The 26,440-nt window shown below is 69.9% G+C and carries 23 protein-coding genes; 6 read left to right on the top strand and 17 right to left on the bottom strand.

Annotated features, from left to right (window positions below; translation table 11 throughout):
• Positions 1 to 237: 237 nt before the first annotated feature.
• Complete coding sequence (locus ACZ4UV_RS04385) at positions 238 to 1,302, top strand: LacI family DNA-binding transcriptional regulator (RefSeq protein WP_451015885.1); 1,065 nt, start codon at positions 238 to 240, stop codon at positions 1,300 to 1,302.
• Here ACZ4UV_RS04385 and ACZ4UV_RS04380 read toward each other — a convergent pair.
• Genes ACZ4UV_RS04380 through ACZ4UV_RS04365 form a run of 4 tightly spaced genes read right to left on the bottom strand, consistent with a single transcriptional unit; the run spans position 1,265 to position 5,907 of the window.
• On the bottom strand, positions 1,265 to 2,656 hold the full coding sequence (locus ACZ4UV_RS04380; protein WP_467835764.1) for a glycoside hydrolase family 32 protein: 1,392 nt from the start codon (positions 2,654 to 2,656) through the stop codon (positions 1,265 to 1,267). The genes ACZ4UV_RS04385 and ACZ4UV_RS04380 overlap by 38 nt on opposite strands.
• On the bottom strand, positions 2,653 to 3,507 hold the full coding sequence (locus ACZ4UV_RS04375) for a carbohydrate ABC transporter permease (protein WP_467835762.1): 855 nt from the start codon (positions 3,505 to 3,507) through the stop codon (positions 2,653 to 2,655). Before ACZ4UV_RS04375 ends, ACZ4UV_RS04380 begins: the two co-directional genes overlap by 4 nt.
• A 13-nt stretch (positions 3,508 to 3,520) precedes the next feature.
• Positions 3,521 to 4,501, bottom strand: coding sequence for a carbohydrate ABC transporter permease (locus ACZ4UV_RS04370; RefSeq protein WP_451015888.1), 981 nt, complete (start codon positions 4,499 to 4,501; stop codon positions 3,521 to 3,523).
• The gene (locus ACZ4UV_RS04365; RefSeq protein ID WP_451015889.1) at positions 4,498 to 5,907 is read right to left on the bottom strand and encodes an extracellular solute-binding protein; all 1,410 of its coding nucleotides are present in this window, start codon (positions 5,905 to 5,907) and stop codon (positions 4,498 to 4,500) included. Before ACZ4UV_RS04365 ends, ACZ4UV_RS04370 begins: the two co-directional genes overlap by 4 nt.
• 185 nt (positions 5,908 to 6,092) lie before the next feature.
• Between ACZ4UV_RS04365 and ACZ4UV_RS04360 the strand changes: the two genes are divergently transcribed.
• Positions 6,093 to 7,676 (top strand): glycoside hydrolase family 32 protein, encoded by a 1,584-nt coding sequence (locus ACZ4UV_RS04360; RefSeq protein WP_467835761.1) that lies wholly within the window; start codon positions 6,093 to 6,095, stop codon positions 7,674 to 7,676.
• A 644-nt stretch (positions 7,677 to 8,320) separates the two neighbouring features.
• Here the strand turns inward: ACZ4UV_RS04360 and ACZ4UV_RS04355 are convergent.
• The gene (locus ACZ4UV_RS04355; RefSeq protein WP_467835759.1) at positions 8,321 to 8,782 is read right to left on the bottom strand and encodes a hypothetical protein; all 462 of its coding nucleotides are present in this window, start codon (positions 8,780 to 8,782) and stop codon (positions 8,321 to 8,323) included.
• A 374-nt stretch (positions 8,783 to 9,156) separates the two neighbouring features.
• Complete coding sequence (locus ACZ4UV_RS04350) at positions 9,157 to 9,303, bottom strand: hypothetical protein (protein ID WP_451015892.1); 147 nt, start codon at positions 9,301 to 9,303, stop codon at positions 9,157 to 9,159.
• 263 nt (positions 9,304 to 9,566) lie between these two features.
• Here ACZ4UV_RS04350 and ACZ4UV_RS04345 point away from each other — a divergent pair, with 263 nt between their 5' ends.
• Positions 9,567 to 10,799 (top strand): helix-turn-helix domain-containing protein, encoded by a 1,233-nt coding sequence (locus tag ACZ4UV_RS04345; protein WP_390040416.1) that lies wholly within the window; start codon positions 9,567 to 9,569, stop codon positions 10,797 to 10,799.
• A gap of 79 nt (positions 10,800 to 10,878) precedes the next feature.
• On the opposite strand, the gene ACZ4UV_RS04340 is transcribed toward ACZ4UV_RS04345, so the two are convergent.
• Genes ACZ4UV_RS04340 through ACZ4UV_RS04310 form a run of 7 tightly spaced genes read right to left on the bottom strand, consistent with a single transcriptional unit; the run spans position 10,879 to position 19,096 of the window.
• The gene (locus ACZ4UV_RS04340; protein WP_451015912.1) at positions 10,879 to 11,805 is read right to left on the bottom strand and encodes a GNAT family N-acetyltransferase; all 927 of its coding nucleotides are present in this window, start codon (positions 11,803 to 11,805) and stop codon (positions 10,879 to 10,881) included.
• Between the two features lie 5 nt (positions 11,806 to 11,810).
• Positions 11,811 to 13,067, bottom strand: a complete 1,257-nt coding sequence (locus ACZ4UV_RS04335; protein ID WP_451015893.1) for an ATP-grasp domain-containing protein — start codon at positions 13,065 to 13,067, stop codon at positions 11,811 to 11,813.
• Entirely contained in the window at positions 13,067 to 14,272 is a 1,206-nt protein-coding gene (locus ACZ4UV_RS04330; RefSeq protein ID WP_451015894.1) for an MFS transporter, read from the bottom strand. Before ACZ4UV_RS04330 ends, ACZ4UV_RS04335 begins: the two co-directional genes overlap by 1 nt.
• A 36-nt stretch (positions 14,273 to 14,308) precedes the next feature.
• Positions 14,309 to 15,181: a GNAT family N-acetyltransferase gene (locus ACZ4UV_RS04325; RefSeq protein WP_451015895.1), complete on the bottom strand. Its 873-nt coding sequence runs from the start codon at positions 15,179 to 15,181 to the stop codon at positions 14,309 to 14,311.
• Between the two features lie 41 nt (positions 15,182 to 15,222).
• The gene (locus tag ACZ4UV_RS04320) at positions 15,223 to 16,485 is read right to left on the bottom strand and encodes an MFS transporter (protein WP_451015896.1); all 1,263 of its coding nucleotides are present in this window, start codon (positions 16,483 to 16,485) and stop codon (positions 15,223 to 15,225) included.
• A complete protein-coding gene (locus tag ACZ4UV_RS04315) occupies positions 16,476 to 17,801 on the bottom strand; it encodes a hypothetical protein (RefSeq protein ID WP_451015897.1) in 1,326 nt (441 codons plus the stop codon). The genes ACZ4UV_RS04320 and ACZ4UV_RS04315 overlap by 10 nt, the downstream gene beginning before the upstream one ends.
• Positions 17,802 to 17,827: 26 nt before the next feature.
• The gene (locus tag ACZ4UV_RS04310) at positions 17,828 to 19,096 is read right to left on the bottom strand and encodes an ATP-grasp domain-containing protein (RefSeq protein WP_467835756.1); all 1,269 of its coding nucleotides are present in this window, start codon (positions 19,094 to 19,096) and stop codon (positions 17,828 to 17,830) included.
• A 152-nt stretch (positions 19,097 to 19,248) separates the two neighbouring features.
• On the opposite strand from ACZ4UV_RS04310, the gene ACZ4UV_RS04305 reads away from it, so the two are divergent.
• The 3 genes from ACZ4UV_RS04305 (at position 19,249) to ACZ4UV_RS04295 (ending at position 22,293) form a co-directional block, all read left to right on the top strand.
• A complete protein-coding gene (locus tag ACZ4UV_RS04305) occupies positions 19,249 to 20,001 on the top strand; it encodes a class II glutamine amidotransferase (RefSeq protein WP_390045027.1) in 753 nt (250 codons plus the stop codon).
• Between the two features lie 26 nt (positions 20,002 to 20,027).
• A complete protein-coding gene (locus ACZ4UV_RS04300) occupies positions 20,028 to 20,846 on the top strand; it encodes a 2OG-Fe(II)-dependent halogenase WelO5 family protein (protein WP_390045029.1) in 819 nt (272 codons plus the stop codon).
• Between the two features lie 73 nt (positions 20,847 to 20,919).
• Positions 20,920 to 22,293, top strand: coding sequence for a glutamine synthetase family protein (locus tag ACZ4UV_RS04295; RefSeq protein ID WP_467835754.1), 1,374 nt, complete (start codon positions 20,920 to 20,922; stop codon positions 22,291 to 22,293).
• Between the two features lie 91 nt (positions 22,294 to 22,384).
• On the opposite strand, the gene ACZ4UV_RS04290 is transcribed toward ACZ4UV_RS04295, so the two are convergent.
• From ACZ4UV_RS04290 to ACZ4UV_RS04275, 4 genes are read right to left on the bottom strand one after another with little or no spacing between them, the layout of a single operon-like run.
• Positions 22,385 to 23,662: a DegT/DnrJ/EryC1/StrS family aminotransferase gene (locus ACZ4UV_RS04290; protein ID WP_390045032.1), complete on the bottom strand. Its 1,278-nt coding sequence runs from the start codon at positions 23,660 to 23,662 to the stop codon at positions 22,385 to 22,387.
• The gene (locus ACZ4UV_RS04285) at positions 23,662 to 24,465 is read right to left on the bottom strand and encodes an SDR family NAD(P)-dependent oxidoreductase (RefSeq protein ID WP_467835752.1); all 804 of its coding nucleotides are present in this window, start codon (positions 24,463 to 24,465) and stop codon (positions 23,662 to 23,664) included. The genes ACZ4UV_RS04290 and ACZ4UV_RS04285 overlap by 1 nt, the downstream gene beginning before the upstream one ends.
• Positions 24,462 to 25,196 (bottom strand): cupin domain-containing protein, encoded by a 735-nt coding sequence (locus tag ACZ4UV_RS04280; RefSeq protein ID WP_451016882.1) that lies wholly within the window; start codon positions 25,194 to 25,196, stop codon positions 24,462 to 24,464. Before ACZ4UV_RS04280 ends, ACZ4UV_RS04285 begins: the two co-directional genes overlap by 4 nt.
• On the bottom strand, positions 25,196 to 26,362 hold the full coding sequence (locus ACZ4UV_RS04275) for a 2-deoxy-scyllo-inosose synthase (RefSeq protein WP_451016881.1): 1,167 nt from the start codon (positions 26,360 to 26,362) through the stop codon (positions 25,196 to 25,198). The genes ACZ4UV_RS04280 and ACZ4UV_RS04275 overlap by 1 nt, the downstream gene beginning before the upstream one ends.
• Between the last annotated feature and the right edge of the window lie 78 nt (positions 26,363 to 26,440).

Raw genomic sequence — 26,440 nt, 5'->3', positions numbered from 1 at the left:
TACGGCGTCGTATATCAATATACCTGATCCGTTGTACAACCGAGGCGTCATGTCCAACGCGGCAGTCCTGCCCCTTCCAGCCGCAGAGGCTCCGCATCCTGCACACACCATGGATGCGCACATCGCGGACGTCGGAGGCGTTCAAGGCCTCGGCGTCCTCCCGTGTGCCGTGGCGTTCCCCGCGGATAGGGTGGACGGTGATCGACAGGGACGGGCGGGGCGAGGGCGGCGGACGGCGTGGGCGGTGCCGAGGACAGCAGGAGCACGGGCACCGGGCGCCCCACGTCCCGGGACGTCGCCCGGCTCGCCGGTGTGTCGCACACCGCGGTGTCCTTCGTGTTCAACGGCCGGGCCGAGGGCAACCTGTCACCCGCCACCCAGGAACGCATCCGGCAGGCCGCCGCACAGCTGGGGTACCGCCCCGATCCCGTCGCCCGCGGACTGCGCCGCCGCCGTACGGCCGTGATCGGGCTGGTCACCGACGAGATCGCGTCCTCGCCGTTCGCCGGCCGGCTGTTGCGCGGGGCCATGGAGACGGCCTGGGACAGCGAACACCTCGTGCTCACCGTCGACTCCGGCGGCGACCCGGCCAAGGAGGACGCCGCCGTCGCGGAACTCCTCGACAGGCGCGTGGACGGCATCATCTACGCGGCCATGTCACTGCGCCGGGTGCGGGTCCCCGAGGGCCTGCACCGCACCCACTCCGTGCTGGCCAACTGCCTGCCCGAAGACGACTCCCTGCCCGCCGTGGTCCCCGCCGAGCGCGCCGGCGGCCGTACCGCGGCCCGGCTCCTGCTCGACGCGGGCCACCGCCGGCTCGCCGTGATCGGCGGCCTGGACGACATCGCCTCGGCCGAACGCACCCGCGGCTTCCGGGACGCGCTGCGCGCCGAGGGCGTCACCGTGCCCGAGAAGTGGATCGTGCGCGGCGGCGGGGAGATCTCCGCGGGATACGCGGGGGCGCTGCGCCTGTTCGACGGGGTCGGACCGGACCGCCGCCCCACCGGCGTCCTGTGCTACAACGACCGGGTCGCGGCAGGTGTCCTGCACGCCGCGACCCGGCTCGGGATCGACGTCCCCGCCGATCTGTCGGTGGTCGGTTACGACGACCAGGAGCACATGGCCGCGTTCCTCACCCCGCCCCTCACCTCGGTCGCGCTGCCGCACCGGGCGATGGGCGAGGCGGCGGCCCGGCTGCTCCTGGACGCCATCGACACCGGCCGGACGCCGCCGAAGACCATTCGGCGCCTGGCCTGCCCTGTGGTCAGCCGCGCCTCCGTGGCTCCGGCGCCCACCCGGTGACCCGGGCACCCGGCCCGTCGACCGTCAGCTCCGCGATGTCGCCCGGGCGCCGGTAGACGCGCTCGGTGACCATCGCCCGTTCCGCGACGAAGAGTTCGAGGAGCGAGCCGTCGACGAGCAGCCGGAGCGCGAGTTCCGGCGCCTTCGGCACGTGCACGGTGATCGGGGCGGAGCCTTCCCTGCCGGTGCGGGGCCAGGCGCTGCGGTCGAGGAGGACGGTTCCGCCGGCGGGGTCCGCCCGGACGGTCAGCTCCCGGCCCGACGCGTCCCGGAGCAGGCTCACCGTGGTCGGTCCGCATGCGGTGACCGTCAGGTCGTACGTCTCCGGAAGCGGAACCCGGCCCGGCGCGCTGACGAACGGCTCGGCCGGGCGGAGCAGGTCGAGCTCCGGGGCCGGACGGACGCGCAGCGAACCGTCGGGGTGCACGTCGACGACCCGTGGCGCGGTGAGTACGCCCGCCCATCCCGCCCGGTGCACCTCGTCCTGCGGGCGGGCCTCCCACGACCAGCCCCACAGCAGCGCGCGGTCCGGTTCCTGGAGCACGGCGGGAGCGTAGAAGTCCCGTCCCTGGTCGAGCCGGCCGCCCGCACGTGGCACAAAACGCAACCCGCGTCGGCCGTCGGCCTGCAGACGGCCGGTCAGGTAGCCGGTCGAGCAGGGGTCCCCGTCCCACAGGGAGACCAGAAGTACGTGGTCGCCGCCAGCTGTCGCGTACAGCTGGGGGCACTCCCAGCCCACCGCCTTGTCGCCGAACACGCCGGCGGCCACCGGGTCCCTGCCGTCCAGCAGCACACCGGCGAACCGCCAGTCGGCCAGGTCGTCGCAGTCGTAGAGCAGGACCGTCGGCGTGCCGTCGGCGTGCCCGGCCCCGACGAGGGCCCAGCGCCGGTCCGCGTGGCGGAAGACGAACGGGTCGCGGAACATCACCACGTCCAGTCCCGGCGGCGGTCCGGCCACCACGGGCGTCGGCAGCGGCTTCCACCCGGTCAGCCGCTCGTCGCCCGGGTCCGCCGCCCGCGCCAGGCAGATGGTGCCGAGACCGGTGTGGTGACGGTCGATTCCCGTGTACACGGCGGTCGGTGTGCCGGCGTCGTCGACCACGCAGCCCGACCAGCAGCCGGCCTCGTCCGGGCCGCCGGGTGTCGGCGCGAGGGCGACCGGGTGGTGCTCCCAGTGGACGAGGTCGCGGCTGGAGGCGTGGCCCCAGTGGATGTCGGTGTGGACCGGTGCGCCCGGGTTGTACTGGTAGAAGAGGTGCCGGCGGCCGCGCCAGCGGAACGGGCCGTTGGGGTCGTTGATCCAGCCCGCGGGCGGACGGACCCGGAACCGGGGGGCGTGGGGGTCGTGGCTCACCGGCTGACTCCCGCAGAGGTGATGCCCTCGCGCAGCGGGCGCTGGCCGACGACGAACACGGCGAGGGCGGGGAGCATCGACAGCACGACCCCGGCCAGGACCACCGAGATCGACCCGGTGCCGAGGTTGCCCTGCAGGGAGACCAGGCCCAGCGGAAGCGTGTGGTTCTGGCTGGAGGTCTCCAGGATCAGCGGGCGGAAGAATTCGTTCCAGTGGTAGTTGAAGGCCAGCACGCCGACGATCGCCAGGCCGGGTGTGGCCAGTGGCGCGTACACCGAGCGGAAGATCCGCCAGGGCCCCGCGCCGTCCAGCATGGCCGCCTCGCCCAGGTCCTTCGGCATACCGAGGAAGTACTGGCGCATCAGGAAGGTGCCGAAGGCGGTCGGGAAGGCCGGGATGATCAGGCCGAGGAGCGTGTCGGTGAGGTGCATCGACTTCAGCACCAGGAACACCGGCACGATGGTGACCTGCAACGGCACCATCATGGTCGCGAGGACCAGGCCGAACAGCGGCTTCCTGAGGCGGAACTCCAGGCGCGCGAAGGCGTATCCGGCCAGGCCCGCGGTGAGCATCTGGCCGAGCGCGATCAGCGCCGTCACCAGCGTGGAGTTCAGGGCCAGCAGCCACACGTCGATCTGCTGGAAGACCCCACGGTAGGCCGCGGTCGTCGGGTGCGTCGGGATGATCTGCGGGGGCAGGTCGAAGGACTGGGCCGGAGTGCGCAGCGATGTGGCGACGGTCCAGATGACCGGGCCCAGCGTCAGCAGGGCGCACACGGTCAGTCCGGCGATCCGGGCCCAGGGGGCGAGTGAGTGACGTACGCGGCTCAGGGTCGGGGTTGCTTGGCTCATGCGGCTCACCGGCTCACTGGTAGTGGACGAAACGCCGGCTGAGCCGGAACTGGACGGCGGTGACCGCCATGATCAGCACGAAGAGCAGCACGCCCACCGCGGATGCCTCGCCGAAGTCGAGCTGCTCGAAGGCCCTCTCGTAGATCACCATCACCACGGTGCGGGTGGCATCACCGGGGCCGCCGTCGGTGAGGACGTAGGGCTGTTCGAAGACCTGGAGGGCGTTGATGATGCCGACCACCGACGCGACGAGCAGCGTCGGCGACAGCAGCGGCAGCGTGATGCCGAGGTGCTTGCGCAGGCCGGTCGCGCCGTCGAGGGCGGCGGCCTCGTGGATCTCCTTGGGGATGTTGTTCAGGCCGCCGACGAACAGCAGGAACGAGAAGCCGAACTGCTGCCAGACGTAGACCAGGATCACCGTGGCCATCGCCGCGTGCTCCGAGGTCAGCCACGGCACGGGCGCGACGCCGACCAGGCCGATCAGCCAGTTCACCACCCCGAAGTCCTGGTTGAACAGGTACTTCATCACCACCGAGATCGACGCGGCGGACAGCACCAGCGGAAAGAAGAACGCCGAACGGAACACCGACCGCAGCCAGACCGGCATCCGCCCGTTCAGCGCGAGCGCCAGCACCAGCGCGATCAGCAGTTGCAGCGCGACCGCGAAGACCATGAAGAGGAGCGTGTTGCGGAAGGAGACCAGGACGGTCGAGTCCGTGAAGGTCGTGCGGTAGTTGGCGCCGCCGGCGAAACGGGGCGGGTCGATCACGTTCCAGTGGAACAGACTCAGCACGACGGACCCGATGATCGGCACGACCGTGAAGACGACGATGCCGACGACCGTGGGAGCGAGGAACAGCGCGGCCAGCAGCCTGGCGCCGCGGTCGCGGACGGACGGCCGCACGGCGACGGCGTGTGGGGCGGCGGGCCGCGAACGTACGGGCGGGACCTGGGAGTTCGGGACCTGGGGGTTCGGGACCTGGGTGTTCGTCATATCTCACGCTCCATGGCCTGCTCCAGGTCGCCCTGCATCCGGCGCAGCGCGGGGCGCACCGCGCGCGGCGAGGCCAGCGCGGTGCCGGTGTACTTGAGCAGGACGTCGGTCACCTCGGCGACCTGCGGCGGCGCGGGGATCGGGCCGGTGCCGGGGAACCGGTCGAGGGTGTCGTAGAAGACCTGCCAGTGCGCCGGGCCGCTCGCGGCGTAGCGGGCGGCGTTCAGCATCGAGCGCCGGGCCGGGGTGGTCTGGTTGCCGCGGAACAGCCGGGTCATGGTGTCCTTGCGGGCGGCGTACTTGATGAACTCCCAGGCGGCTTCCTGCTTCTTCGAGGTGCGCAGCAGCGCGTAGCCCGCCGCGCCGAACTGGTGCCGCTGGGTACGCCAGCGCGGGAAGTACTGCACGTCGTAGTCGGCGGCCCGCATGCCGGCCAGATGCAGGCCGCCCGCCCAGAAGCCGCCCGCCGGTGTGACGCCGACGCGGCCGGTGGAGAACACGCCGACCAGATTGCTGCCGTTGCCGCCCTCGGGCCGGGTGCACAGGTCTTCCTGGACGAGGGAGGCGAGATAGTCGTACGCCTCCTCGACCCGGTCGGCGGTGGCCTGCGGGGTCGTCCAGCGAAAGCCCCCGCCGCGTCCCTGCCGGTCGGCGGCCGGGTAGAAGGTGTCCCACAGCCAGGAGCCGCCCGGCGCCTTGGACTCCGCCAGCAGGTTCGTGTCGTTCGCGAAGAGCCAGGGCACCACGCCGCCCCACAGCCTGTTGGTCCAGAAGTACGGCGTGAAGTGCGCGTCGCCGGCCCGCTTCATCTCCCGCAGCAGCGCGGTGAAGTCGTCGCGGCTCCAGTCGGCCGCCGGGAAACCCGCGCCCGCCCGCTCGAGTACCTGCTTGTTGAGGTACATGTCGGCGGCGTTGAACTCCATCGGCAGCTGGTAGAGGTTCCCCTCGTACATCATCGACTCCACCAGCGAGGGGTGGACGTCGGCGAAGTACTCGCGCAGCTCCGCCGCGTCCCGCCGCACCCAGCGGTCCAGCGGCACGCCGAGCCGCCGGGCGAACAACTGCACGCCCTCGGTGGCCACGTACACCAGGTCGGGCGCGCTGCCCGCGGCGATCTGGGTGAGGATCTTCGCGAAGAAATCCGACCAGTCGACGGCCTGCACCGCGTTCACCCGCAGCGGGATGTCGGGGTGGAGACGGTGGAAGCCCTTGGCGAGGGCGTCGACGGTGGCCGGGTCGAAGGCGGAACCGAGGGTGGCGACGACGAGGGAGCCGTCGTCGCGGCCGGGTATGTCCGCTCCGGTGAGCCGGTCCCAGCTCGCGGCGGTCGCGGCCAGGGCGGCCGCTCCCGCCCCGTAGGCGCCGTACCGCAGCAGGGTGCGGCGGGGGAGGTGCGAGTCAGTCATCCAATGGGCCTAACTCGTGTTAGATCAGGGTCGATGCTCCAGATGATGGGAACCGCGCAACAGGAGTGTCAAGGGTCGGGAACGCTTGACCTTTAACGAGTTAGGTCTACAAGTTAGGTCTACAGTCCTCGTTCGCACGAGCCGCCATGGGCCCTCACGAGCCGCCACGAGAGGAACGATGCGTCATGCCCGGAACGTCAGGGATTTCCAGGAGAGCGCTGTTCGCGGGATCGGCGGCGGGCACCGCCGCCGCACTGCTGTCCGCCGAAAAGGACAAGGACAGGGAAGAGGACAAGGAGAAGGGCAAGAACAAGGCCAAGGCCGCGGTGAGCGGCGCGAGTTACCGTGCCGCGTACCACTTCACGGTTCCCGACCAGTGGAAGAACGACCCGCAGCGGCCCGTCTGGATCGACGGCGAGTACCACTACTACTACCTCTACAACGCGGACTACTTCACCGGCGTCGTGGGCACCGCGTGGCGCCTGGCCACCACCGAGGACCTGGTCTCCTTCACCGACCGCGGGGTCGCCGTGCCCAAGGACACCACGCCCAACGGCGATCTCTGGTCGGGTTCGGCGGTGGTCGACACCGGCAACACGGCCGGATTCGGCGCGGGCGCGGTCGTCGTCATCGTCACCATGTCCCCCGGCGGCGGCACCGACCATCAGGAGCAGTTCCTGTACTACTCGACAGACGGCGGCCGCACCTTCGGCAACTACGGGACCGACCCCGTCCTGCCCAACCCGGGCGTCGCGGACTTCCGCGACCCCAAGGTGATCCGCGACGAGGACCGGGACCGCTGGGTGATGGCCCTCGCGGAGAACGACAAGATCGGCTTCTACCACTCCGACGACCTCAAGTCCTGGACGTACGCGGACGGTTTCGTCCACGACGGCATCGGCGTCCTGGAGTGCCCCGACCTGTTCCGCATCACCGCCGGTGACGGCACCGTCAAGTGGGTGCTCGGCGCGAGCGCCAACGGCAAGGGCGCGGGGCTGCCCAACACGTACGCGTACTGGACGGGTTCCTTCGACGGCAGCGCGTTCACCGCCGACGCGAGCGACCCGCAGTGGCTCGACCACGGCTGGGACTGGTACGCCGCCGTCACCTTCGAGAAGCGGGACGCGAGCGGGGCGGTGGACGACGCTGCCCGGTACGCGATCGGCTGGGTGAACGACTGGGACTACGCCAACACCACCCCGACCATCGACTGCGACGGCTTCAACGGCACCGACTCCGTCGTCCGCGAGGTCACCCTCGAGAAGGCGTCCGACGGCACCTGCTACCTCGCCTCCCGGCCCGTCGCCGGCCTCGACTCGCATGTCTCCCGCACGGTGAACCTGGGCGACGTGACCGTGGACGGCACGAAGCTGCTCGACTACACCGGCATCTCCTACGAGGTGACGACCGAGATCGCCTGGTCCCGGCTCACCGGCGCCGGCCTCCAGCTGAGGCGCTCCCCGGACGGCGGTCGGCACATCGACGCCGGGATCTACGCCGACTACGCCTTCCTCAACCGACGCAACACGGTGAACGCCGACACGTCCGGCAAGTGGCAGGAGAGCCACACCCCGTTCGACCCGTCCGCCGGCACGGTGAAGCTGCGCATCCTGGTGGACCGCACGTCCGTGGAGATGTTCGTCGACGACGGCCGCTACGTGCACACCAGCCAGGTGTTCCCGTACCTGCTGGACACCCGGCTCGCGCTGTTCACGATCGGCGGCAGCGCGGTGTTCCGCAACACCGTGATACGCGAGTTCTCGGTGTGAGGCCGGCGGGGGGCGCGTGAACCTGACGGTGGAACGCCCGCTTGGCCCTGTTCGAGGCGTTCACCTCCACCGGCCTGGCCCCAGCAGCGCAACTGACAGGTCTTCGTCGGACCATCTTCGAAAAGCTGGACGCCGCCCACTTCTACGACCAGATCGCCTGGTTCACCAAGGGCCAGCAGCACCGTCCCGTCCTGACGCTGGACGCCGCCGCCGACGGACAGGCCGACTTCGTCGGCGCCCTTCGGAGAAACCGCACGCTGACCGAACTGTCCTGGCACATTTCCGACCACTACCCCCTGTGGGTCGAGTTCACCATCCCCGCCAACCGACCCGGCAGGCTCGGTCGACGCTGCGCACTGCCAGCTGTCGGGTCCGCCCGTAGACGGATGCCACGGTCTGTTGTTCGGCTGCACCGTGACAGGGCGCGGAGAACTCGCTTCCGCAGGCGGGGTCGGTGGCGAGCCCGGGAACCCAGTCCATCACCCGGTGCGTTGCCGTCGGCAGGCGCAATGCCGGGGCGGTCGCCGTCTCAACGATCCGCAGTGTCGTAGCCGTCGACCAGGAGTTGGTCCTCGAGGACCCGCATGCAGTCGCCCCGGGGTGGCTCACTCGTAGGCGGAGAACGTGTTGATGCCAGGAAGCGGTCAGGACGGGGAGAAGGGGGCAACCGTCAGGGTGCCGTCCTCAAGTAGTTCGGCATGTCGGGCGAGCTTGGCAAGAACCTGCTCAGGGGAGAGCCGGACGCCGGAAGCGATGGCCTGCAGTCGGCGGCTGACGTTCTCAGGCAGGTACACCTGCGTCCGCAGTCCGTCCTGCTCCTCCTGATGTTCCTTCAACCAGGCGGCGTATTTGTCCAGGCGGGCCTGCCGCCGGGTTTCCCGCTCACGCGCCCAGGTGGTTCCGTCGTCGTCCCGGTCCGGGTCGTACGCTTCCCGGCCGGAAGTCTCCAGCAAGGCAGCGATCCGAGCCCACTCGGCGCGCTTGGCCTCCCACAGCGCCACAAAGTCTTCCGGATTCGTCGTGTACGGGCTTTGACCGGTCGGCGCAGGCGGCTGCTCCCGGTTCTCCCGCACCCGCACGGCTGCTTCCGCGAGCTTTTCTGTCACCTGTGCGGCCGTAAGGCCTTGGCCCTCACTCCGGACAGCATCACGGGCCAGGTCTTCCCCGCTCCATTTCACGACGTCCGCCCTCCATGTGTCCCTGGCATCATCACGGCCCAGTGCGGTTGCCACTGGTCAGATCCTCCACACATCCTCTCAACTCCCGTTCTGCGAGCGCGGCATGCTGCCCGTGACCCTTTCGCGGCGGCCTCTGGTGTTCAAGACCCACGCGCCCAGCTTTCACGATCCCTCCTGTGTGAAGGGCGGGAGACGGTGCCCCGGCCGGATGCGCGTCACGGCCGAACGACCAACACCTCTTGACCCGCGGCCTGGCGAGGCCGGTGGCGCAAGAGGGGGTGGTCACTCGGGGAGGAGTCAGGTCAGGGCCAGTCGATGTCTCCCGCCGGCGCCGTGGCGACGACCGGCCGGGGGGCCGGCCAGTCGATGTCGGAGTTCACTCCGATGGCCAGGGCGGTCAGAGCAGAGGACAGGATTGCGGCAGAGAAGAGCAGCAGCTGCTTAGGCATGGGATCTCCAATAGGGCCCGGACACTGACGTGGCTGGCGCGGCCAAGCAACGGTTGTTGCCTGGCTTGACCGCCGTAAACCTATGGCGGTCCCGTGAAGCTTGGCAAGTAGCGTTGCCAAAAATTGCCAACTCTTCCAGGCTAGGTGGTGCCCAATGCTGCCTCCTTCGTGGCATTATGTTGACATCTCCGATGCCACGAGGGGGCGTGGCGAAGTCATGGTGGGGCGCGACGTGTCCCGCCCGGAAAGATTGCGGGATTCGTATGACATCCAAGTCGTCCTTCGGGGCACGCCTCAGGTTCCTCAGGCAGCAGCAGGGGCTCTCCCAGGTAGCTCTGGCGGGCGACGAGATCTCCACGGGGTACCTGTCCCGTCTCGAGTCCGGTGCACGCCAGCCGACCGAGCGGGTGATCAGCTACCTGGCCAAGCAGTTGGGCGTGGACCGCTCCGCTTTTGACACCACGCCGACCAGGGGATTTCTCACCCAGGCCCTGAGCATGGCGGCCACGACCGACAACGATGCCGCCGCTGAGGACCTCATCGCCGCGCTCGACGAGGCGAGCGACGAGGATCCCCTGCTGCGCTGGCAGGCCCTGTGGCTCATCGTCGAGTACCGGCATCGGCGCGGTGAGCGCAGCGAGGAACTCGCCGCCCTGGAACAGCTGTCCGAGCTCGCCGACGAGCTCGGACTGCCTGCGCTCCAGTGCCGGTCCAGGACGTGGTTCGCCCGGTGCCTCAGGGCGTCGGGCGAGACCGCCCGGGCGCTGGAACTGGCCACGCGCACCTACCTGGAGGCCAGGGAAGCGCAGCTGTCCACGGTCGACACCGGGAGCGCGCTGCTGGTCCTGGTCGCGACCGAGGCGGAAGCCGGCCGGCTTCCGGATGCCCGCGCGCATGTGCAGGAATTGCTCGAACTCGTGGCGGACGTCCCGGACAACACCCGGCGCGCCGAGGCACTCTGGTCGGCGGCCACGGTCCACTCCAGACTCGGGGACGACGATGCCGCACGGGGCTACCTGGGGCAGGCCATGGAGGTGCTCGACAGCCGGGACGACCTCACACTGTGGGCGCGGCTGCGGCTGGCCGCGGCCTCGCTCTCGCTGCAGTCCCGGCCCGCCCTCACCGAACCGGCCCGCAAATACCTCGCCGAGGCCGGCACGGCGCTGTCGCTCGTCGGCACGCCCGTCCAGGAGCAGGAGTTGCTGACGTTGCAGGCGCACCTCGCCTTCGCCGAGGGGGATCGCGTCGCGGCCCGGGGCTTCCTCGACCAGCTGGACCTGGACCAGTTGATGCTGACCTACCGGGACCAGATCCGGCTGCGCGCCCTCGACAGCCTGCTGCTGATCGGCGAGGGAGACCAGGAGCACGGGCTCGCCCGGCTCAAGCAGTTGGGCGAGGACGCCCGCCGTGCCTCCAACATGGATCTGGCTGCGGAGATCTGGCGTCTCCTGGCCGAGGCGCTGGAGCACACGGACAAGCCCACCACGGGCGCTTGAGCGGCCGGGCAGCATGAAGGGGCCGTCGGCCCCAGGCCCCGCACGACGAGGCCTGGGCCCGACGGCCCTTTCGCGCTGCCTACTGTCCGGGCGTCCGCACCTCGACGCCTGTCAGGAACGGCGCGGTGTACTTCCTCGGGTCCGTGCCGGCAGGTTCGTCGGTGAACAGTTCGGCGTGCAGCATCCGGTCCTCGGCGGAGTCGGTCGCGTAGCCGAGAATCAGGCAAGGACCGCTCAAGTTCGTCAGGTTCAGGACCAGATCCGCCAGATCGCGGCCCTCGGGGTCGTGGAAGTCCTGGGACGGCACACAGCGGAATCCCATGCTCACCTTGAACGAGAAGAGCCCGGCCTTCGTGAGATGCCCGTACAGGTTCGGCTCGTCGCCCAGGGTCACCCACCGGTAGCCCTTCTCTCGGGCTGTGCGCATCGCGGCGAAGTAGAGCGTGCGGGCGAGGCTGGACCGCCGCCACTGTTCCGTCACAGCCGAGAACCTGATGCGTACGGCGTCCTCGTCCGGGCATTCCCGTACCACGCAGCCGCCGACCAGTTCGTCACCCTCGTGGGCATAGACAGCGAAGTACTTCTCTGCGCCGCCGAGAAGGCGGTTGCGCTGCCGTACGGCGATAGGGACGCCGAAGGCCATCTCCTGGACCCGCTCCAGGTAGAGCGCGAGGAAGGGGTCCAGGATCTCGGGCGCCATCGTGTCCTGGACCGTGAACCGCAGCGCGCTCTCCGCCCGCATCCGGGCCCGCCGTACGTCCTGACGCGACTTGTTCTCCAGACGGGACAGGAACTCCGCCTCGTCGGCGCCGAGCTCGGCCTTCCAGCACAGCAGCTCCGGCTTGCGAACAAATCCCGCCGCCGTCAGCTCGTCCCAGCACTCAACCGGCGGTTCGGGGAGCCGAACCACGTCGATGTGCGGGCCGCTGTTGCGCCAGGGCCGGGTGTCCAGGTCCGCCGGAGTGATCAGGGCGACGGACAGCCCGTGTTCGTCGACGATCTCCATCGCGGTCACCCGACCCTGTCGTAGCCGACGGTCGCCAGGACGGGCTGGGCGTCGGTGCCCTCGGCCACCGTCACGCGGAACCTTCGGCCGATCTCCGTCACCCGCTGGGCCACCTGGTCCTCGTCTGCGGCGCGCATCACCACAATGCCGGCGTAGACGGATGAGTCGAGCGGCCCGTGGAAGACATCACCGGCCTTGATCTTGACCTCGGCATGGACCACACCCGGCACCGCGAGCAACTCCCGGACCGGAGTGACCTCGGTGACCGTGCCGAGCGGACGCGGAAGCATGTACTGGATCATGTGGTCCGTGCGGGGCGGCTGCTTGACGTCGACCATGCCCCCCATGGACAGCTCCAGCAACGCACTCAGCTGGTCCACGCCGTACTGGTGCTCCAGCTGGGGAGTGATCCCGCCGCCGCCGGTACGGCAGGCGATCTCGCCGATCAGATAGCCCCGGGAACACTTGAGGACCTCGAGGTGGGTCACCCCGTCGGTGAGGCCCAGCGCGGCGACGACCCGCTCGTGGAGGGCGGTGATGATCTCGGCGTCCGGGTGGTCATCGGGCAGGGTGTACGAGCCGATGACGCCGCCCACGCTGCGCAGTACGGGCGCGAAGTAACGGGATACCGGGGCGAATCGGACCTCCCCGTCCACGACGATGCCGTCGCAGTGGAACTCGGTCTCGATGTCGATCAGTTCCTCGGCCATCAGGGGGTAGGCGCCCGCGCGCAGATTCGCCGTGCTGTCGTCGCCGGCCAGCGCCAGGGCGTGGTCCGCGTCGCGGACCACGAAGACGTCCTCCGAGCCGCCGCCGAAGGCCCGCTTGACTACGATCGGCCAGCCGAGATCGTCCCCGGCGGCCGGCGCGTCGCCGAAGGCGTCAAGTCGCCGGAAGTTCGCCACCGACAGCCCCGCGGCAGCCAGTTCCTGTTTCATCACGAACTTGTTGGAGAAGGCGTTCGACACCGCGTAGCCGGTGCCTGGCAGGCCGAAGTACGAACGGATGTAGCCGCCGGCCTGAATGCTCCACTCGGAAGGGGCCACCACGTAGTCGAACGGGTTGCGGGCCCTGATACGCAGGGCAGCGAGCCGGACCTGGGTGAGGTCCTCGACGGTGTCGATCACCTCGACGTCCACGCCGGGAGAGTAGTAGTGCGCGTACTCCGGCATGGTGATGACGGAGAGATTTATGTCCTCACGCTGTTGGAGCGCTCGGGCCGCGTTCTCCCGGCCTGAGTTGATCAACAGGACGTTCTTCATCACACGGACCTTTCCTCGGCCATGGCGAGTTCGGCGGGTACGGGGACAGGACGAGGGGCGCCGCTCCGGACTGTCCAGACGAGCACCCCGAGCAGTGCGGTCACGGTGACCGGGAAGAAGATCCGGAGCGAACCGGTGAGGTTGGCCGTGAGGCCCAGCAGGAGCGCGGAGACGGGGACAGCGCCGGTCATAAAGGTACGGATCACCGCGTTCACCCGGCCGGCCAGTTCGCTGGGGATCTCGGCCTGCCGGTAAGCCATCGTCGTGGCATTGACACCGCCCTCGCCGAGGCACAGCACGCAAAACGCGACGACCACGGCCAGGGGCGCGCTGATGAGCAGGGCGATGGAGCCGAGGGCGGCCACCCCGAGCCAGAGGGCGATCCGGTGGTGTCGGCGGTCAGGGGCCAGCACTTTGGGGCTCAGCCAGGCGCCCACGGCGGCAGCCACTGCACCGCAGGACACCGCGACGCCCAGGGCGGAGGAAGACCAGCGCCACTGGGCGGCGCCGACAGTGAGCAGGGTGGGTTCCAATGCTCCAGCACCGAGGTTGTACAGCGCGACGGCAAGGGTCAGCCGCTGGAGGTCGGATCGCGAGCGGAAGTACGTGATGCCCTCGTGAAGCATCGCGGTCAGCGCCGTCCGGGTAGTGGCGGGTGCCGACTTGGGCATGAAGACGACGGTCAGGCTGGTGAGCAGGAAGGTGGCGGCGTCGATCGCCAGGGCCCAGCCTGGGCCGACGCCGGCGATGACGGCACCGGCCAGGGCGGGGCCGGCGAACCGGGCCGTCAGCTGGATGGAATTGAACCAGCTCGACGCCTGGTCCAGGCGGTCACGCGGGACCAGGGCAGGTAGCAGCCCGTAGTCGCCCGCCACGTCGGAGACGACCTTGGCGAGGCCCATGACGAACAGCGCCACGAACACCGGCGCGATCGCCTTCATGGCAAGGAGCAGCGGGATCAGGGCCACGCACACGCCCTGGATCACCTCGCCCGCGGCGAAGAGGAAGCGGCGGTCGTACCGGTCGATGGCCGCACCGAGGAACGGTGCCGCCAGATAGGGAGCGGTCTGGGCGGCAAGGCTCAGGACGGCCAGCAGACTCGACTGTGTCGACTCGACGAGGGCCCAGGGAACGGCCAGATAGAGAAAAGTATTTCCGGCCGTGGACACCGCGGTGGCCCCGGTCAGCAACCAGAACGATTTCATCGGGATTCCTCAACGCAGAAGGACATCAGGGAAAGATCAGAGGAAGTGCCCACTGGCCAGGTACGGTCCGGGTACCGCCATGCCGCGCACTGCGACATAGCCCTCCTGGACGATGTCGAGTCCAGCGGCGAGGCCTACGTCCATCGCCCACTCGTTGACCGCCGTGATCGACGGGACGAACGCCTCCGCCTGGGATGAGGCCAGGGCCTCCCACAACAACGCCCGTGCCGTGTCCTCGTGGGCGGCGGCCAGCAGCGCCACACGGCCCCGGTGGTCGACGTACGCGTATCCCGGCCTGGCATCGGACCGGGACACGATCAGCCGGAGGGTGGCCAGCATGAACGCGTGGTCGGGTCCGTGGCCCGCGCCGCGGAGGTCAGTGTCCAGCCGGTCCATCCAGCTGAAGTCGCCGGTACCGCCCTCGTTGAGACCGGTGACCGCTGGAAGCGTGGACCGGTTGACGGTGCCGGTCATCCGCACCTGAGAGTGGAGCGAGAACCCGGCGAGCCGGTAGCGGCGGGTAGCGCCGGGGTGCACGCTGGAGATGAAAATCCCCTGGCGGTCCCCGGCATGTGCGAGCGCGGCGTCCATGAGGCCTTTGCCGACGCCCTGTCCCTGGTGGCCGGGCAGCACACCGTACGTCGCCAGGTACCAGAGGCGGTCACGGTTCTGCGAGATCGCGAAGCCCGCGACCTCGCCCGCCTCGTCCACCGCTACCCAGCAGCCTCCGGGATCCACGGTGAGAAAAAGGCGCATCCGGTCGATCCAGAGGGCGGAGGCCTCGGCCGAGCGGGGCTGCACCTGCGGCTCGACGACACGCCGGTTGAGCTCCTCGGCCTCCAGGAACGTCGCCGCCGAGGCGCGTTCCGCGGAGTGGAGGTCGTCCTCCCGCATGAGCCTGATCTGCATGTTGAACTCCTGAATTCCCGAACTCTTCCGACTCCGCCGTCCTACCCGGGGAAGCGGCGGCCGGCGAAAGCGACCGCAGGACGGCTTGCCGCCCCGACGAGCAGGAGGAGCCCGGCGAGGACCAGCCAGCCGGGCCGGCCCCAGCCCAGCACCATGACGCCCATCACGGTCGGGGCCAGGGCGTCTCCGGCGCCGGCGCCGAGCCTGAAGACGCCGGAGTACTGGCCTTGTGCCTCGGCATCAGCGAGGCCGAAGGAGTACTCCATGGAGGCCGCGGCGTGCCAGAGCTCGCCTGCCGTGTACACGGCGGTGGCCGCCACCAGGATCAGGACCGAGACCCAGGCCGTCGGTCCGCTGGCCGCGGCCATCAGGACGAGGCCCGTGCACAGGGCGCAGCCGGCCCACAGCATCCGTTTGCCCGCGGCCTCCGTCGAGGTGACCGACCGGCCCGCCATCACCTGGAGGCTCGCCACCATCACGGTGTTGAGCAGCAAGATCGCCGACACGGTCCAGCGCGGGGCATCGGTGTGGTCCACGATCCAGAGCGGCAGCGCGAAGGTCGGCACGGCGTAGTGCACCTGCATGGCCCCGTTGATCACCGTTGCCACGAGGAAGGAGCGGTTGCGCAGGGCCACCCAGCCGAGTCTGTCCGTCGCCCGGGTGTCGCTGCGTACGGGACCGGGCAGCCGGGTGAGCACGAGGGCGCAGCCGACGAAGGCGAGGGTCCGGCCGACCAGGAGGCTCACGTAGGCCTCGCGGGTGTCGGCCTGGATGGCCAGGCCGGCCACCACCGCACCCAGGGCGATCGCGAGGTTCGTCATGGCCTGTAGGTAGGCGCGGTACGCAGCGGGCCGCTCGCCGCCGAACTGCCGGACCAGCGGGTCCCGGCTGGTGGGGTTGGCGGAGTGCACCGCGGCGGTCAGACAGGCCACCGCGATGAACGGCCAGAAGGTGTGGACGAAGAGGTAGCAGGTCATGAAGAACGAGCCGAGCACCATGACGCCGATCTGGGTGCGTTTGGCGCCCCAGCGGTCCGCGACCCGGCCGCCGGCCAGCCCCGCGACGAGACCGACGATGCCGCCCGTGGTGAGACCGATCGCCACCTGAGCGGTGGGCAGTCCGACGACCCGGGTGAAGTACAGCGCGCTGCTGGTGACGAACAGGCCGCTGCCGAAGGTATTGACGAGGGTGGCGGCGGCGAGAATGCGCTGCGGCCCGGGTGCGGGCAGCAGCCTCGCCCACCGGCCTGGTGCACGCCGGTCCGCCGGGCCGACCTTCCGCTCGGTGTTTTCGGTCAGGGCCACAGCCGGTCCCCGAGGTCGCTGTGCGGCCAGGTCGCCCGCTGCCAGGTGCGCAGTTCCTGCGGGGTCGCCGGATGGGGGGCAACGGTCAGTCGCTCGTCGAACCACTGGCGGACCTCGGCGAAGCGTTGCTTCAACTCGGCCTCCGAGTCGGCGGTGACGAGGATCTGGGCCACCCGCTGGTCGGTGCCGGAGGGACCGCCGGTCCAGACCGTTCCGACGGGGGCTTCCACTCGGGCGTACTCGACCTCGGGCAGGGCCATCAGGTCGGCCGCCGAGGGGCGGTCGACGAGGATGCCGGGGCGGCCGGGCAGATAGGCGGTGCCGACCAGGCCCGGCCGGACTTTGACGTTCAGCTCGGGCCGTCGGCCGAGGCCGCACAGCACCATGGCCTCGCCGAGGTCAACGTCGAACTTCGCCTGCACCTCCTCCTGGATGAGTGCACCGCCGCGGCGGGCGCCGCACTCACCGAAGACGAGCCTGCCGGAGGCCGGATTGTGGAAGAGCTCCATGTGGAAGACGCCGTCCGTGAGGCCGAGCGCCCGCAGCGCGCCGAGCACCACGGGTTGAGCTCGCTCATACCGCCACTGCTCGGTGTCCGGGTCGATCCGCCGCATCCACAGCGGTAGTCCCTCGTCGAGCGCGGTCAGGCAGGGGGCGCCGTAGGCGCCAAGGGACCAGAAGAGGACCTCGCCGCCGAAGACGATGCCGTCGGCGATCCATTCCTCGCCTCCGATGAACTCCTCCAGGACGAAGGTGCGTTCAGCGGTGCCGGCCGTGCGGTACCGCCGGCTGAGACCGTGCAACTCCTCGGCAGTGTCCACGACGGCGGTCAGCCGGGTCGAGGCGCCGGCCACCGGCTTGAGCACGGCGCGCGGGTACGGAAGGTCTGTCAGGGCGGAGACGTCGTGAACGTCTTCGATCAGCGTCACCCGGGCGGTGTCGATCCCGGCCTCCGCGACCAGTCGCTTTTGCAGGTACTTGTCGCGGAAGTTGAGCGCCGTGCGCGCGTCGATCGCCCGGCAGCCCAGGTGTTCCGCGATCAGCCCGGCGGTGACCAGCGCGAACTCGTCGGAGGTGACGACTGCGTCGAAGTCGCGGTCCGTGAACCCGCCGCGATGCAGAGCACCGAGGACTGCCTCCGAGGAGGCCTGATGGTCGACCCGCAGAACGGTCACCTGGTCGTCCGCTGCGAGACCGGCGTCGTTCTCCCGGGCGCCCGAGGCGACGACGGCGTCGATGCCGAGGCGGACGCACGCCTCGACCACATACCGGGCGCTGCCCAGGAGCAGGACCAGCGGGCGGTTTTCGTTTTCCATGTCACTTCCTTCCGTATGGGGTGCCGTCAGAGCAGCCGGTAGACCTCGTCCTTGAGGTCGTCGACCAGGGCTCGGTCCCGGCGCAGGCTTGCTTCGTCCGGGCCGGCCAGGAAGAACCGCAGCGGGCTGGTGAGCAGATCCTCGGTGGGCCGGAGGCGCCTTCCGGGGCCGGAGCGGACGACGGCGCTGTGGACGGCGGGGAGCGCGGTGATCCGGTCCACGACGCCCGTGTCGACGGCGGCGATGACGCCGTCGAGAGCGGTGGGCGCGTGGTAGACGGCGGCAGCCTGCATCGGCTGGTACACACGGCCACCGAAACGGCGAGCGAAGCCGGTGGGCTCGGTGTAGGCATGGGCGACCAGTTCCGCGACGTTCGTGCCGAACACGATGTCGTGGAAGTCGGGGTCCATCGAGCCGTTGAGGCGGGCGCCGATCTCGACGAGGGTCGGGCCCTGCGGGGTCATGATGACCTCGGCGTGGGAGGGGCCGTGCCGGATGCCCAGGGCGTCGAGGACGGTGTGGACGTAGGCGTTCAGGGCCGGGACGGGTGCGGCGTCGGGATCGCGCAGCACGCACATGTCGTAGATGGTGCGGCCGCCGTCGATGTGGCGCCGCTCGGACTCCCAGACCCCTGCCAGATAGCGGCTGCCGTCGGCACTGACGCAGTCCACGGCGTACTCGCGGCCGGACAGGAACTCCTGGACCAGGACCTCGGTGTTGCGCTCCGCGAACATCGAGTGCGAGGCGAGGACACGGCGGGCAGCGTCGGCCACCTCTTCGGCGGTGCGGCAGATGTACACGTTGTCGGAGGACGCAGAAGAAAGCGGTTTGACGACGACGGGGGTACGCCCGCGCCGTACCGCCCACGCGGCGGCCGCGTCCGGGTCGTCGGTCTTGAACTGGTCGGCACAGCGGACGCCGGCGGCGCGCAGCGTCTCGATCATCTCGTACTTGTCGCGGCGGGCGGTGGAGAGCGCCGTGCCGTTGGTGGCGAGGCCGAGGCGTTCGCTGAGCATGTCGGCGAGCGGCACCCCGGGCTCCTGACCGGCAAGCACCGCGACCGGGTCCAGTGCGTGCAGCTGGTCGACGACCTGGTCCACCGCGGCCGCGTCCGGGCAGACCAGCCAGCCCCGGTAGTCCTCGGGACGCGGCGGGATCATCGCAGGCCGCGGCTCCGGCGTGCTCAGTACGTGCGTTGAGGCGTACCCGCGCCGGGCGAACGCGGTGACCAGGGACGCGGCGTTGGAGTATCCGTCCACGATCACAACGGTCTTGGGTGGCAAGTGGTCAGCCATCGTCACTCCTTGATCGAGGTCTAAGAGGTTGTCACAGCATTGCCTAAGAGGCAACCATATTGCCAAAGATTGCCATGGCTTCTAAGGTCGGTGCGACAGCCGACTCCGAGACCTTCGGGAGCCCCGATGCCCGCTGAGAGAACGGGCGGCCCATGTGCCGACTGATCCTGGCCCACGGCTCGTTCGACCCGGCGGAGATCGTCGCCGCCGCTGTACAGATGAGCTGTGGAGTCACCGCGAACCACGACAACGCCACCACTGTGCACGCCCACGGCTGGGGAGCGGTATGGCGCGACCCCGTCGACGGCCGGCTGCGGGCCCACCGTGACGTACGCCCTGCCGCCGACAGCGCCGCCGACTCGCCCGTGGCGACCGTCCGGACCGACTTCCTCGCCCTTCACGTCCGCAACGCCACACTGCCCGAGAACCGGGGCCTCGCCTACACCCACCCGCTGGAACGGCCCGAGGACGACTGGTACTTCATGCACAACGGCTACCTGCCGACCGTGCACCGACTGCTTGGCATGCCCGCGTCCGTCTTCGACTCGGCGGAGTACTTCGACTACCTGATCCCGCCCCGGACCCCGCGCCTGGAACAGGAGAGCGCCCTGGAACGGCTGCGGGCGATCCCGGGCGGCGGCATGTCGGGCAACGCCATCGCCATCCACCCCGACCAGGCCCATCTCGTCCACTGGAGCCCGCCGGAGACCCGCACCCCGCGGTTCTTCGCGATGCACCGCCACACCACTGCGGACCGGGTCGTCGTGGCCTCCGAGACCGTTGTGGACCTGGCCCCCGCCGACCAGTGGGAGCCGCTGCCTGCCGACACCGTGTTCACGTTCCCGTTCACCCGGGAAAGCGCCCGCGCCGACGCCGCCTGGGAAAGCGCCCGCGTAAGCGCCTGAGAAGCTCCCGAGAAAGGACCCCCGACATGCCCGCTGCCTGGGAACGCGTCGTTCACCACCTCGACCGGCCTGGGGATGCCGAGCCCCCCGGCCCCGGCATTCTGAAGGGACTCGTCAACGGCGACCACGCCGTGGTCGTCCTGCGTGGCCTTTTCCCCCGGGAGGAGTTCGACGCCGACGTCCAGCGCGTCGTCCCGCTCTTCGGGCAGGCCTCCACCACGCAGTACAGCAATGGCAGTCTGACCACCATCGGCCCGTTCCTGGCCAAGCACCTCGGTGCCGTCGACGCCTACTTCGAGGAGGCCGCCGCGGCCGCGCGGCTGACCGACTCGATCGGCTTCGGCTTGGCTGCGCGCACCCGCGCCCGCCTCGCCGAGGTCCTCGGCCTGAACTCGTTCGAGGCGGCCGTGGAGCCGGACGGCCGGCGATACGCGGAGAACAACGTCCGCATCTACCCGAACGGCGTCCGCACCCCGCTCCACAACGACAACATGATGCGCGACGCGGCCGGCACCGGCCTGCTCCTGCAGAACCTGCGACACCACCTCAGCGTCGTGGTGTGCCTCCAGGAGTGCGAAGAGGGCGGCGAACTGGAGATCCACCGCAAGAAGTGGGCACCCGAGGACGAGAGCTTCAAGGTCGTCCACGGCCTCGGCTACGACGACGCGGTCACCGGGGGCGCTCCCTCGCACCGCTTCAAGCCGGAGGCCGGCGACGTCTACCTGCTCAACCCCACGCACTACCACTCGATCGAACAGCCGCTGGGCACGGCGGACCGAGTCACCATGGGCTTCTTCTTCGGCTTCTTCGACGACGCCCTGACCGACGCCATCGCCTGGGTCTGACCGGCCGGGCCCTCCGGGGCCGTCCAGGACCACCTCAACGACCGCATCCGATCAGAGATGAGAGCTGCTGCACGTGCGTAACCACGACGCCCTGGACGGCATCAAGCACGCCGTCGAACAGGACAACATCGAGCTGATCCGCTTCCTCTGGGTCGACCACAACTCCGTCACCCGCGGCAAGGCCGTGACCCGCAGCGCCCTGCCCTCCCGCATGGAGTCCGGCATTGGCCTGGCCCGTACCCGGCAGGCGTCGAGCCTGCTGGACCTGGGCCAGCCGGTGCCCGGCTTCGACGCGGTGGGTGAGGTCCGGCTGGTGCCGGACCCCGACTCGTTCGTCCGGCTCCCGTACGCCCCCGGGTCGGCTGCCATGCTGTGCGACCTGGTGACCCTGGACGGCGAGCCCTGGGCCGCCTGCCCCCGCACCTTCCTCAAGGAGGCGCTGGCCACAGCCGCCGACTACGAGGTGTTCGCCGCCTTCGAGCCGGAGTTCACACTGTGCGCCGGGAAGCCGTCGCCCGGCCGGCTCGATCTCCTCGACGACGGCCTGTGCTTTGACAACGAGAGCTTCGATACCGCCAACGAGTACGCCGTGGCCCTGGTGCGCGCGCTGCGCGATCAGGGCCTGGAGGTGGAGACCTACCACCCCGAATTCGGCGCCGGCCAGCACGAGATGACACTCCGGTACGCGCCGGCCTTGCGGGCTGCCGACAACTACGTCTGGCAGCGGGCCATCACCCGCGGCCTGGCCCGAGAACGCGGACTCTGGGCCACCTTCGCGCCCGTCCCGCGCCCCGGAATGCGCGGCAACGGCAACCACACGCATCTGTCGCTGTGGCAGCCCGGACCGGCAGGGGAGCCCGCCGTCAACCTCTTCGCCGACCCATCGGACGACCTGGGGCTGTCCTGCCTTGGGCGCCACTTCATCGGAGGTCTCCTCGCGCACCTTCCTGCGCTCATCGCCCTCACCAACGCGAGCGTCAACAGCTACCACCGGCTCCAGCCCGGCATGTGGTCCGGTGCCTTCGGCGCGTACGGGTTCGACAACCGCGAGGCGGCCATCAGGATCCCCAGCCAGCTGCGCGGCAGCGAGTCAGCCTCGACCAACATCGAGGTCAAGACGGTCGACTCGACAGCCAACCCCTATCTGGCCCTCGGGGCGCTCATCCACGCGGGGATGGACGGCGTACGCCGCCGGCTCGACCCCGGTGAGCCGCTCTTGGAGGACCCGAACAAGCTCTCCGACCGCGAGCTGCGCGAGCGCGGCGTCAGGCCACTGCCGAGGTCGCTGGACGAGGCCGTGAACGCCCTGGAGCAGGACGAGTTCATGATGTCCGTCCTCGGTCCGGAACGCCGCGCCCTGTATCCGGCCGTCAAACGGGCTGACGTCCGGGACATGAAGGACATGGGATCCACCGCCGAATTCCACACCCACTCGATCAGGTTTTAGACGAGCTCGGCGCGGAGTATGTGCTTTGGCCCTGCACCCCTCGAAGGGGTGCAGGGCCAAAGCACATACTCCGCGCCGTAGTGCGGCCGGGTCAGCCGGTGAGCTCCGCACGACGGGCCAGGACCCGACGGAAGGCCTCAGCGATGTCGTGCATGTCCTCCTCCTCGCCCAGCAGCGCGGCGTGATGGAACGTGAGGAAGGAGCGGGCAGCGCGTTCGCTGATAGGCAACGCATACCGGCCCGGGTCGAGCCGCTCCAGGTGGCCGGGGCCGATGTCGAACCTGGGGCGGGACGACGGGTCGTACAGCCGGCTGGCGAAGAGCGGCTGATACACGGGGCGCACGTGGAGTCCCAGCTCGGCGGTCAGGGCCTCCGCGACGTCCGCGGCGGCGGCGCCGTCACGGACCTCCTCGGGCAGTTCGACCGCGTAGCCGAAATAGGTGCGCCGGGTCGTGCCCGGGGAGGTCTGCTGGGGGCGCAGGCCCTGCCCGGCCAAGAGCCGGTCGAGCAGGACCGCGTTGGCCCAGCGGGTACTGTTCTGCGCGTCGAGGGTCTTCAACTGAGCGATGAGCAACGCGGACTGGAACTCGGACAGACAGCGGTTGCTGCCCATCAACTCGCCCGTCTCCACCAGTTCGGGAGCGCCCGTGCGCGGCGGCGCCGCCGCCCGGCAACGCCCGTCAGCTCGCAGATGCTCGATTCGCCGGGCGAGCGCCGGGTCGTCGGTGACCGCCGCTCCCCCTTCGCCGCTGGTGAGCACCTTGGTGTGGTGCATGCTGAACGTGCCGACGTCACCGAAGGTGCCGACCTTGAGACCCTCGTACGTCGCTCCGTGGGCCTGGGCGCTGTCCTCGATCAGCGCCAGTCCGTGCCGGTCCGCCACCGCCCGGAGGGCGGCGAGGTCGGCCACGGCCGAGTACAAGTGCACCACCACCATGGCCTTCGTCGCCGGGGTGACGGCGGCCTCGGCCGCAGCCGGATCCAGGCACAGCGTTCGCGGGTCGACATCGGCGAACACCGGTACGGCGTTGACCCCGACCACCGTCGAGGCCGAGGCGGCCCAGGAGAGGGCGGGCACGATCACCTCGTCGCCCGCCCCGACCCCGCACGCCTCCAGGGCCGTCATCAGGGCCGCCGTACCGCTTGCGGTGGGGATGCAGTGGCCGACGCCGAGGTACGCCGCGAAGTCGCCGGCGAACCGCTGCTCGTACGTCGGGACGCCGCCGTACGGGCTGGCGATGGACCACCGGCCCGAATGCAGTACTTCGAGAAGCGCCACGTCCGCGTCCGGGGCGGGCTGCGGCCAGCGGGGCCAGGACCGGCCGGCGCGCACCGGTGTCCCGCCCCGCACCGCGAGTGCCGAGCCCATCAGAGCAGGCCTCGGATCGTGCCACCGTCCACGCCCCAGACCGCGCCGGTGACGAACGAGGCCGCGTCCGAGGCGAGGAACGCGATGACCCGGGCGATCTCGTCCGGGGTACCCATCCGGCCAAGGGGCAGCTGGCGCTTGCTCATCTCGTACTCGACGGCCTGCTTGGCCTCCCGGCCGTGGACGTTGCCGAGGGTCTCGGCGAAGCCGCCCGGCCGGATCCACAGCGGGGTCCACACCGGGCCGGGGGCAACGGCGTTCACTCGTACGGCCGGGCCTTCGGACAGCGCCAGGCTCTTGGTCAAGCTGAGCAGGGCAACCTTGGAAACCTGGTAGTCGGCCGGACCGGCCTCCGGCTGGCGGGCGAGGTCGGAGGCATTGGTGACGATGCTGCCGTACCCGCGCTCCCGCATCCCCGGCAGGACCAGCCGGGTCGCGCGGACCGCGCTGAGGAAGTTGATCTCGAAGGTGTCCAGCCAGTCCTGGTCGGAAAGCTCGTCAAAGACACGGGCGCGGCACTGACCGACGTTGTTCACCAGCACGTCCGTGTGCCCGCCGAAGACGTCGAGCAGGGTGGTGAACGCCTCTGTGACGCCGTCGGCGCTGCCGAGGTCCGCTGTCACCGGTGTCACCTCGGCGCCTGCTTCGGACAACTCCTTGCCGAGCTGGGTGAGTTCCTCGGCGTCGCGGTCTATCAGGCCGAGCCGGGCGCCTTCCCCGGCCAGGGTGCGGGCCGTCTCGGCTCCGATACCGCTCGCGGCACCGGTGATGATCGCCGTCCGGCCGTCGAGTCCGAGCTTCATACGACCCCCACCTCCGTGCTGATCACCCGGAGGGGTCCCGGCCCCGCGGTGCTCGTCGCGGTGAAGGCGAGCCCCGGGGTGACAGCGACGGACAGGCCCGGACCGCCGGAGTACTCGGCGCCGTCGACGGAGATCACGGCGGAGCCGTCCAGGACGTGCAGCACGATGCTGCGGTCGGCCGGCACACTCTCGTCGAGTCGGCCGCCGTCCGGGATCTCCAGGAGCCGGAACCGTTGCCAGTCCCCGGTGAAGTACGGGGTGAGGTCGACCTCCGCCGACCGGTGCCCTTCGCGGGGCGCCAGCAGGTCGGGCACGTGCAGGTGGGCGGGGAGCGCTGCCGGGCCCTCGCCGGGGAAGACCTCGGTCACGAAGAAGTGCATGTCCTCGCCGCCCCGGTTGGCGATGGAGTGGGACGAGCCGATGGGAGTGGTGATCAGATCGCCGGCCTTGGCGTGGATCTCCACACCGTCCATCGTGACGACGGCGTGGCCCTTGACGATGTAGTAGATCTCCTCGGTGCGCAGGTGCACGTGCTCGCCGACAGAGGCGCCCGGCTCGATGACCACGTACTCGACGCAGTTCCACTCGCCTTCCAGGTGCATGCCGTTCATCAGCATCTTCCAGCGGCAGATGCCCTCGCCGCCGACTTGGCGGTGGGTGACGGCCGGCCCGGAGATGTCGTTGGCGATCGGTCCGAAGGGGCGGCGTTCGCCGCGTACCACGGTGGCCATCAGGCACCCACCAGCGAGGGACGGCTGGAGAGCACCGACTCGATGCCGATCCGTACGGTGTCCTCGTCGACCTGGGTGATCTGGTTGCCGCCAGGGCGGTGCGGCCGGCCGAGGCCTTCCAAGAGGATCAGGTCGCACGTGCCGTTGCGGCCGGGGACGTAGCCGCGCTTGTTGTCGAGTCGGACGATGTTGAGCACGGACGTGGTGTCGAGCTCCTCGGGCAGCGCAGTCGGGGCGCCGTTGAGTTCGAGAAGCTTCAGATGGGCCGCCTCGTCGGAGCGGTCGAGCATGCCGAGTTCCCGGGAGACCCGGGCGGCCGCCAGCATGCCGATGCCGATGGCGAATCCGTGGCGCAGTCGTCCGCCGGTGAGCAGTTCGGCGGCGTGTCCGACGGTGTGCCCGTACTCCAGGACGAGCGCCTCGCCCTTCTCGTTGGCGTCGTGACGCATCACCCGGGTCTTGGCGTCCACACACAAGTCGATGAACCGGCTCATCACGTCGGGCGGGTAGCGGCCGTCGGTGCGCAGCAGCCCGGCGACCTCGTCGTAGCGCTCGGGCACGATACCGATCACGTTCTTGATCATCTCGCAGAGCGCGGACTGGATCTCAGCGGCAGGAAGCGACTCGAGGAAGTCCAGGTGGTTCCACACGAGCACCGGGGCGTGGAAAGTGCCCAGGTGGTTCTTGCCGTAGCTGGAGTTCACCGCCTGCTTGAGGGAGAGCACCGAGTCGGACATGCCGAGGAGGGTAGTGGGCATGTGGACCAGCCGAATGCCGCGGAAGACGAGTGCGGCGAGCAGGCCCGCGATGTTGCCGACCGTGCCGCCGCCGAGGGCGACCACGACCGAGCGGCGGGTGATGCCGTGGCGGAGTGTCTCCTCGGCGAGCCGGTCGAGGGTTGTGAGGCTCTTCTGCGTCTCGTCGGCCTGGGCCTTCAGAACCTGGGTGGGCGCGAGCGCGGCCAGGTTCATCTCGGTCTCGGCGAGCAGGTGCGCCGGCAGCCCGGCGTCCGCCACTATCACGAACCGGTCCGCATCGAGCTCCGCGAACCGGGCGCGCAGATCACTCCACGCGCTGTGGCCGTGTCGTACGTGGAAGTCGTAGCGGACGTCGCCGAAGCGGACCTCGCGGTCGAGGCCGATGGCGTTCTCCGACAGGATGGTCACGTCTTCTCCTGGAATCGATCAAGAGCTGTCAACGGGCCTCGTGCCGCCTGTCCGTGCAGACATGAGGCCGCGGGGGAG

The sequence above is a fragment of the Streptomyces sp. NPDC028289 genome (assembly GCF_055565975.1).
The sequence above is the reverse complement of the archived record's forward strand: the minus strand, read 5'-3'. Positions and strand labels throughout refer to the sequence as shown.

Coding starts and splice junctions, on each gene's coding strand:
- ACZ4UV_RS04375 (WP_467835762.1), bottom strand. CDS start 3,507: ATGAGCCAAGCAACCCCGACCCTGAGCCGCGTACGTCACTCACTCGCC.
- ACZ4UV_RS04370 (WP_451015888.1), bottom strand. CDS start 4,501: ATGACGAACACCCAGGTCCCGAACCCCCAGGTCCCGAACTCCCAGGTC.
- ACZ4UV_RS04365 (WP_451015889.1), bottom strand. CDS start 5,907: ATGACTGACTCGCACCTCCCCCGCCGCACCCTGCTGCGGTACGGCGCC.
- ACZ4UV_RS04360 (WP_467835761.1), top strand. CDS start 6,093: ATGCCCGGAACGTCAGGGATTTCCAGGAGAGCGCTGTTCGCGGGATCG.
- ACZ4UV_RS04350 (WP_451015892.1), bottom strand. CDS start 9,303: ATGCCTAAGCAGCTGCTGCTCTTCTCTGCCGCAATCCTGTCCTCTGCT.
- ACZ4UV_RS04345 (WP_390040416.1), top strand. CDS start 9,567: ATGACATCCAAGTCGTCCTTCGGGGCACGCCTCAGGTTCCTCAGGCAG.
- ACZ4UV_RS04340 (WP_451015912.1), bottom strand. CDS start 11,805: ATGGAGATCGTCGACGAACACGGGCTGTCCGTCGCCCTGATCACTCCG.
- ACZ4UV_RS04335 (WP_451015893.1), bottom strand. CDS start 13,067: ATGAAGAACGTCCTGTTGATCAACTCAGGCCGGGAGAACGCGGCCCGA.
- ACZ4UV_RS04330 (WP_451015894.1), bottom strand. CDS start 14,272: ATGAAATCGTTCTGGTTGCTGACCGGGGCCACCGCGGTGTCCACGGCC.
- ACZ4UV_RS04325 (WP_451015895.1), bottom strand. CDS start 15,181: ATGCAGATCAGGCTCATGCGGGAGGACGACCTCCACTCCGCGGAACGC.
- ACZ4UV_RS04315 (WP_451015897.1), bottom strand. CDS start 17,801: ATGGAAAACGAAAACCGCCCGCTGGTCCTGCTCCTGGGCAGCGCCCGG.
- ACZ4UV_RS04310 (WP_467835756.1), bottom strand. CDS start 19,096: ATGGCTGACCACTTGCCACCCAAGACCGTTGTGATCGTGGACGGATAC.
- ACZ4UV_RS04305 (WP_390045027.1), top strand. CDS start 19,249: ATGTGCCGACTGATCCTGGCCCACGGCTCGTTCGACCCGGCGGAGATC.
- ACZ4UV_RS04300 (WP_390045029.1), top strand. CDS start 20,028: ATGCCCGCTGCCTGGGAACGCGTCGTTCACCACCTCGACCGGCCTGGG.
- ACZ4UV_RS04290 (WP_390045032.1), bottom strand. CDS start 23,662: ATGGGCTCGGCACTCGCGGTGCGGGGCGGGACACCGGTGCGCGCCGGC.
- ACZ4UV_RS04285 (WP_467835752.1), bottom strand. CDS start 24,465: ATGAAGCTCGGACTCGACGGCCGGACGGCGATCATCACCGGTGCCGCG.
- ACZ4UV_RS04280 (WP_451016882.1), bottom strand. CDS start 25,196: ATGGCCACCGTGGTACGCGGCGAACGCCGCCCCTTCGGACCGATCGCC.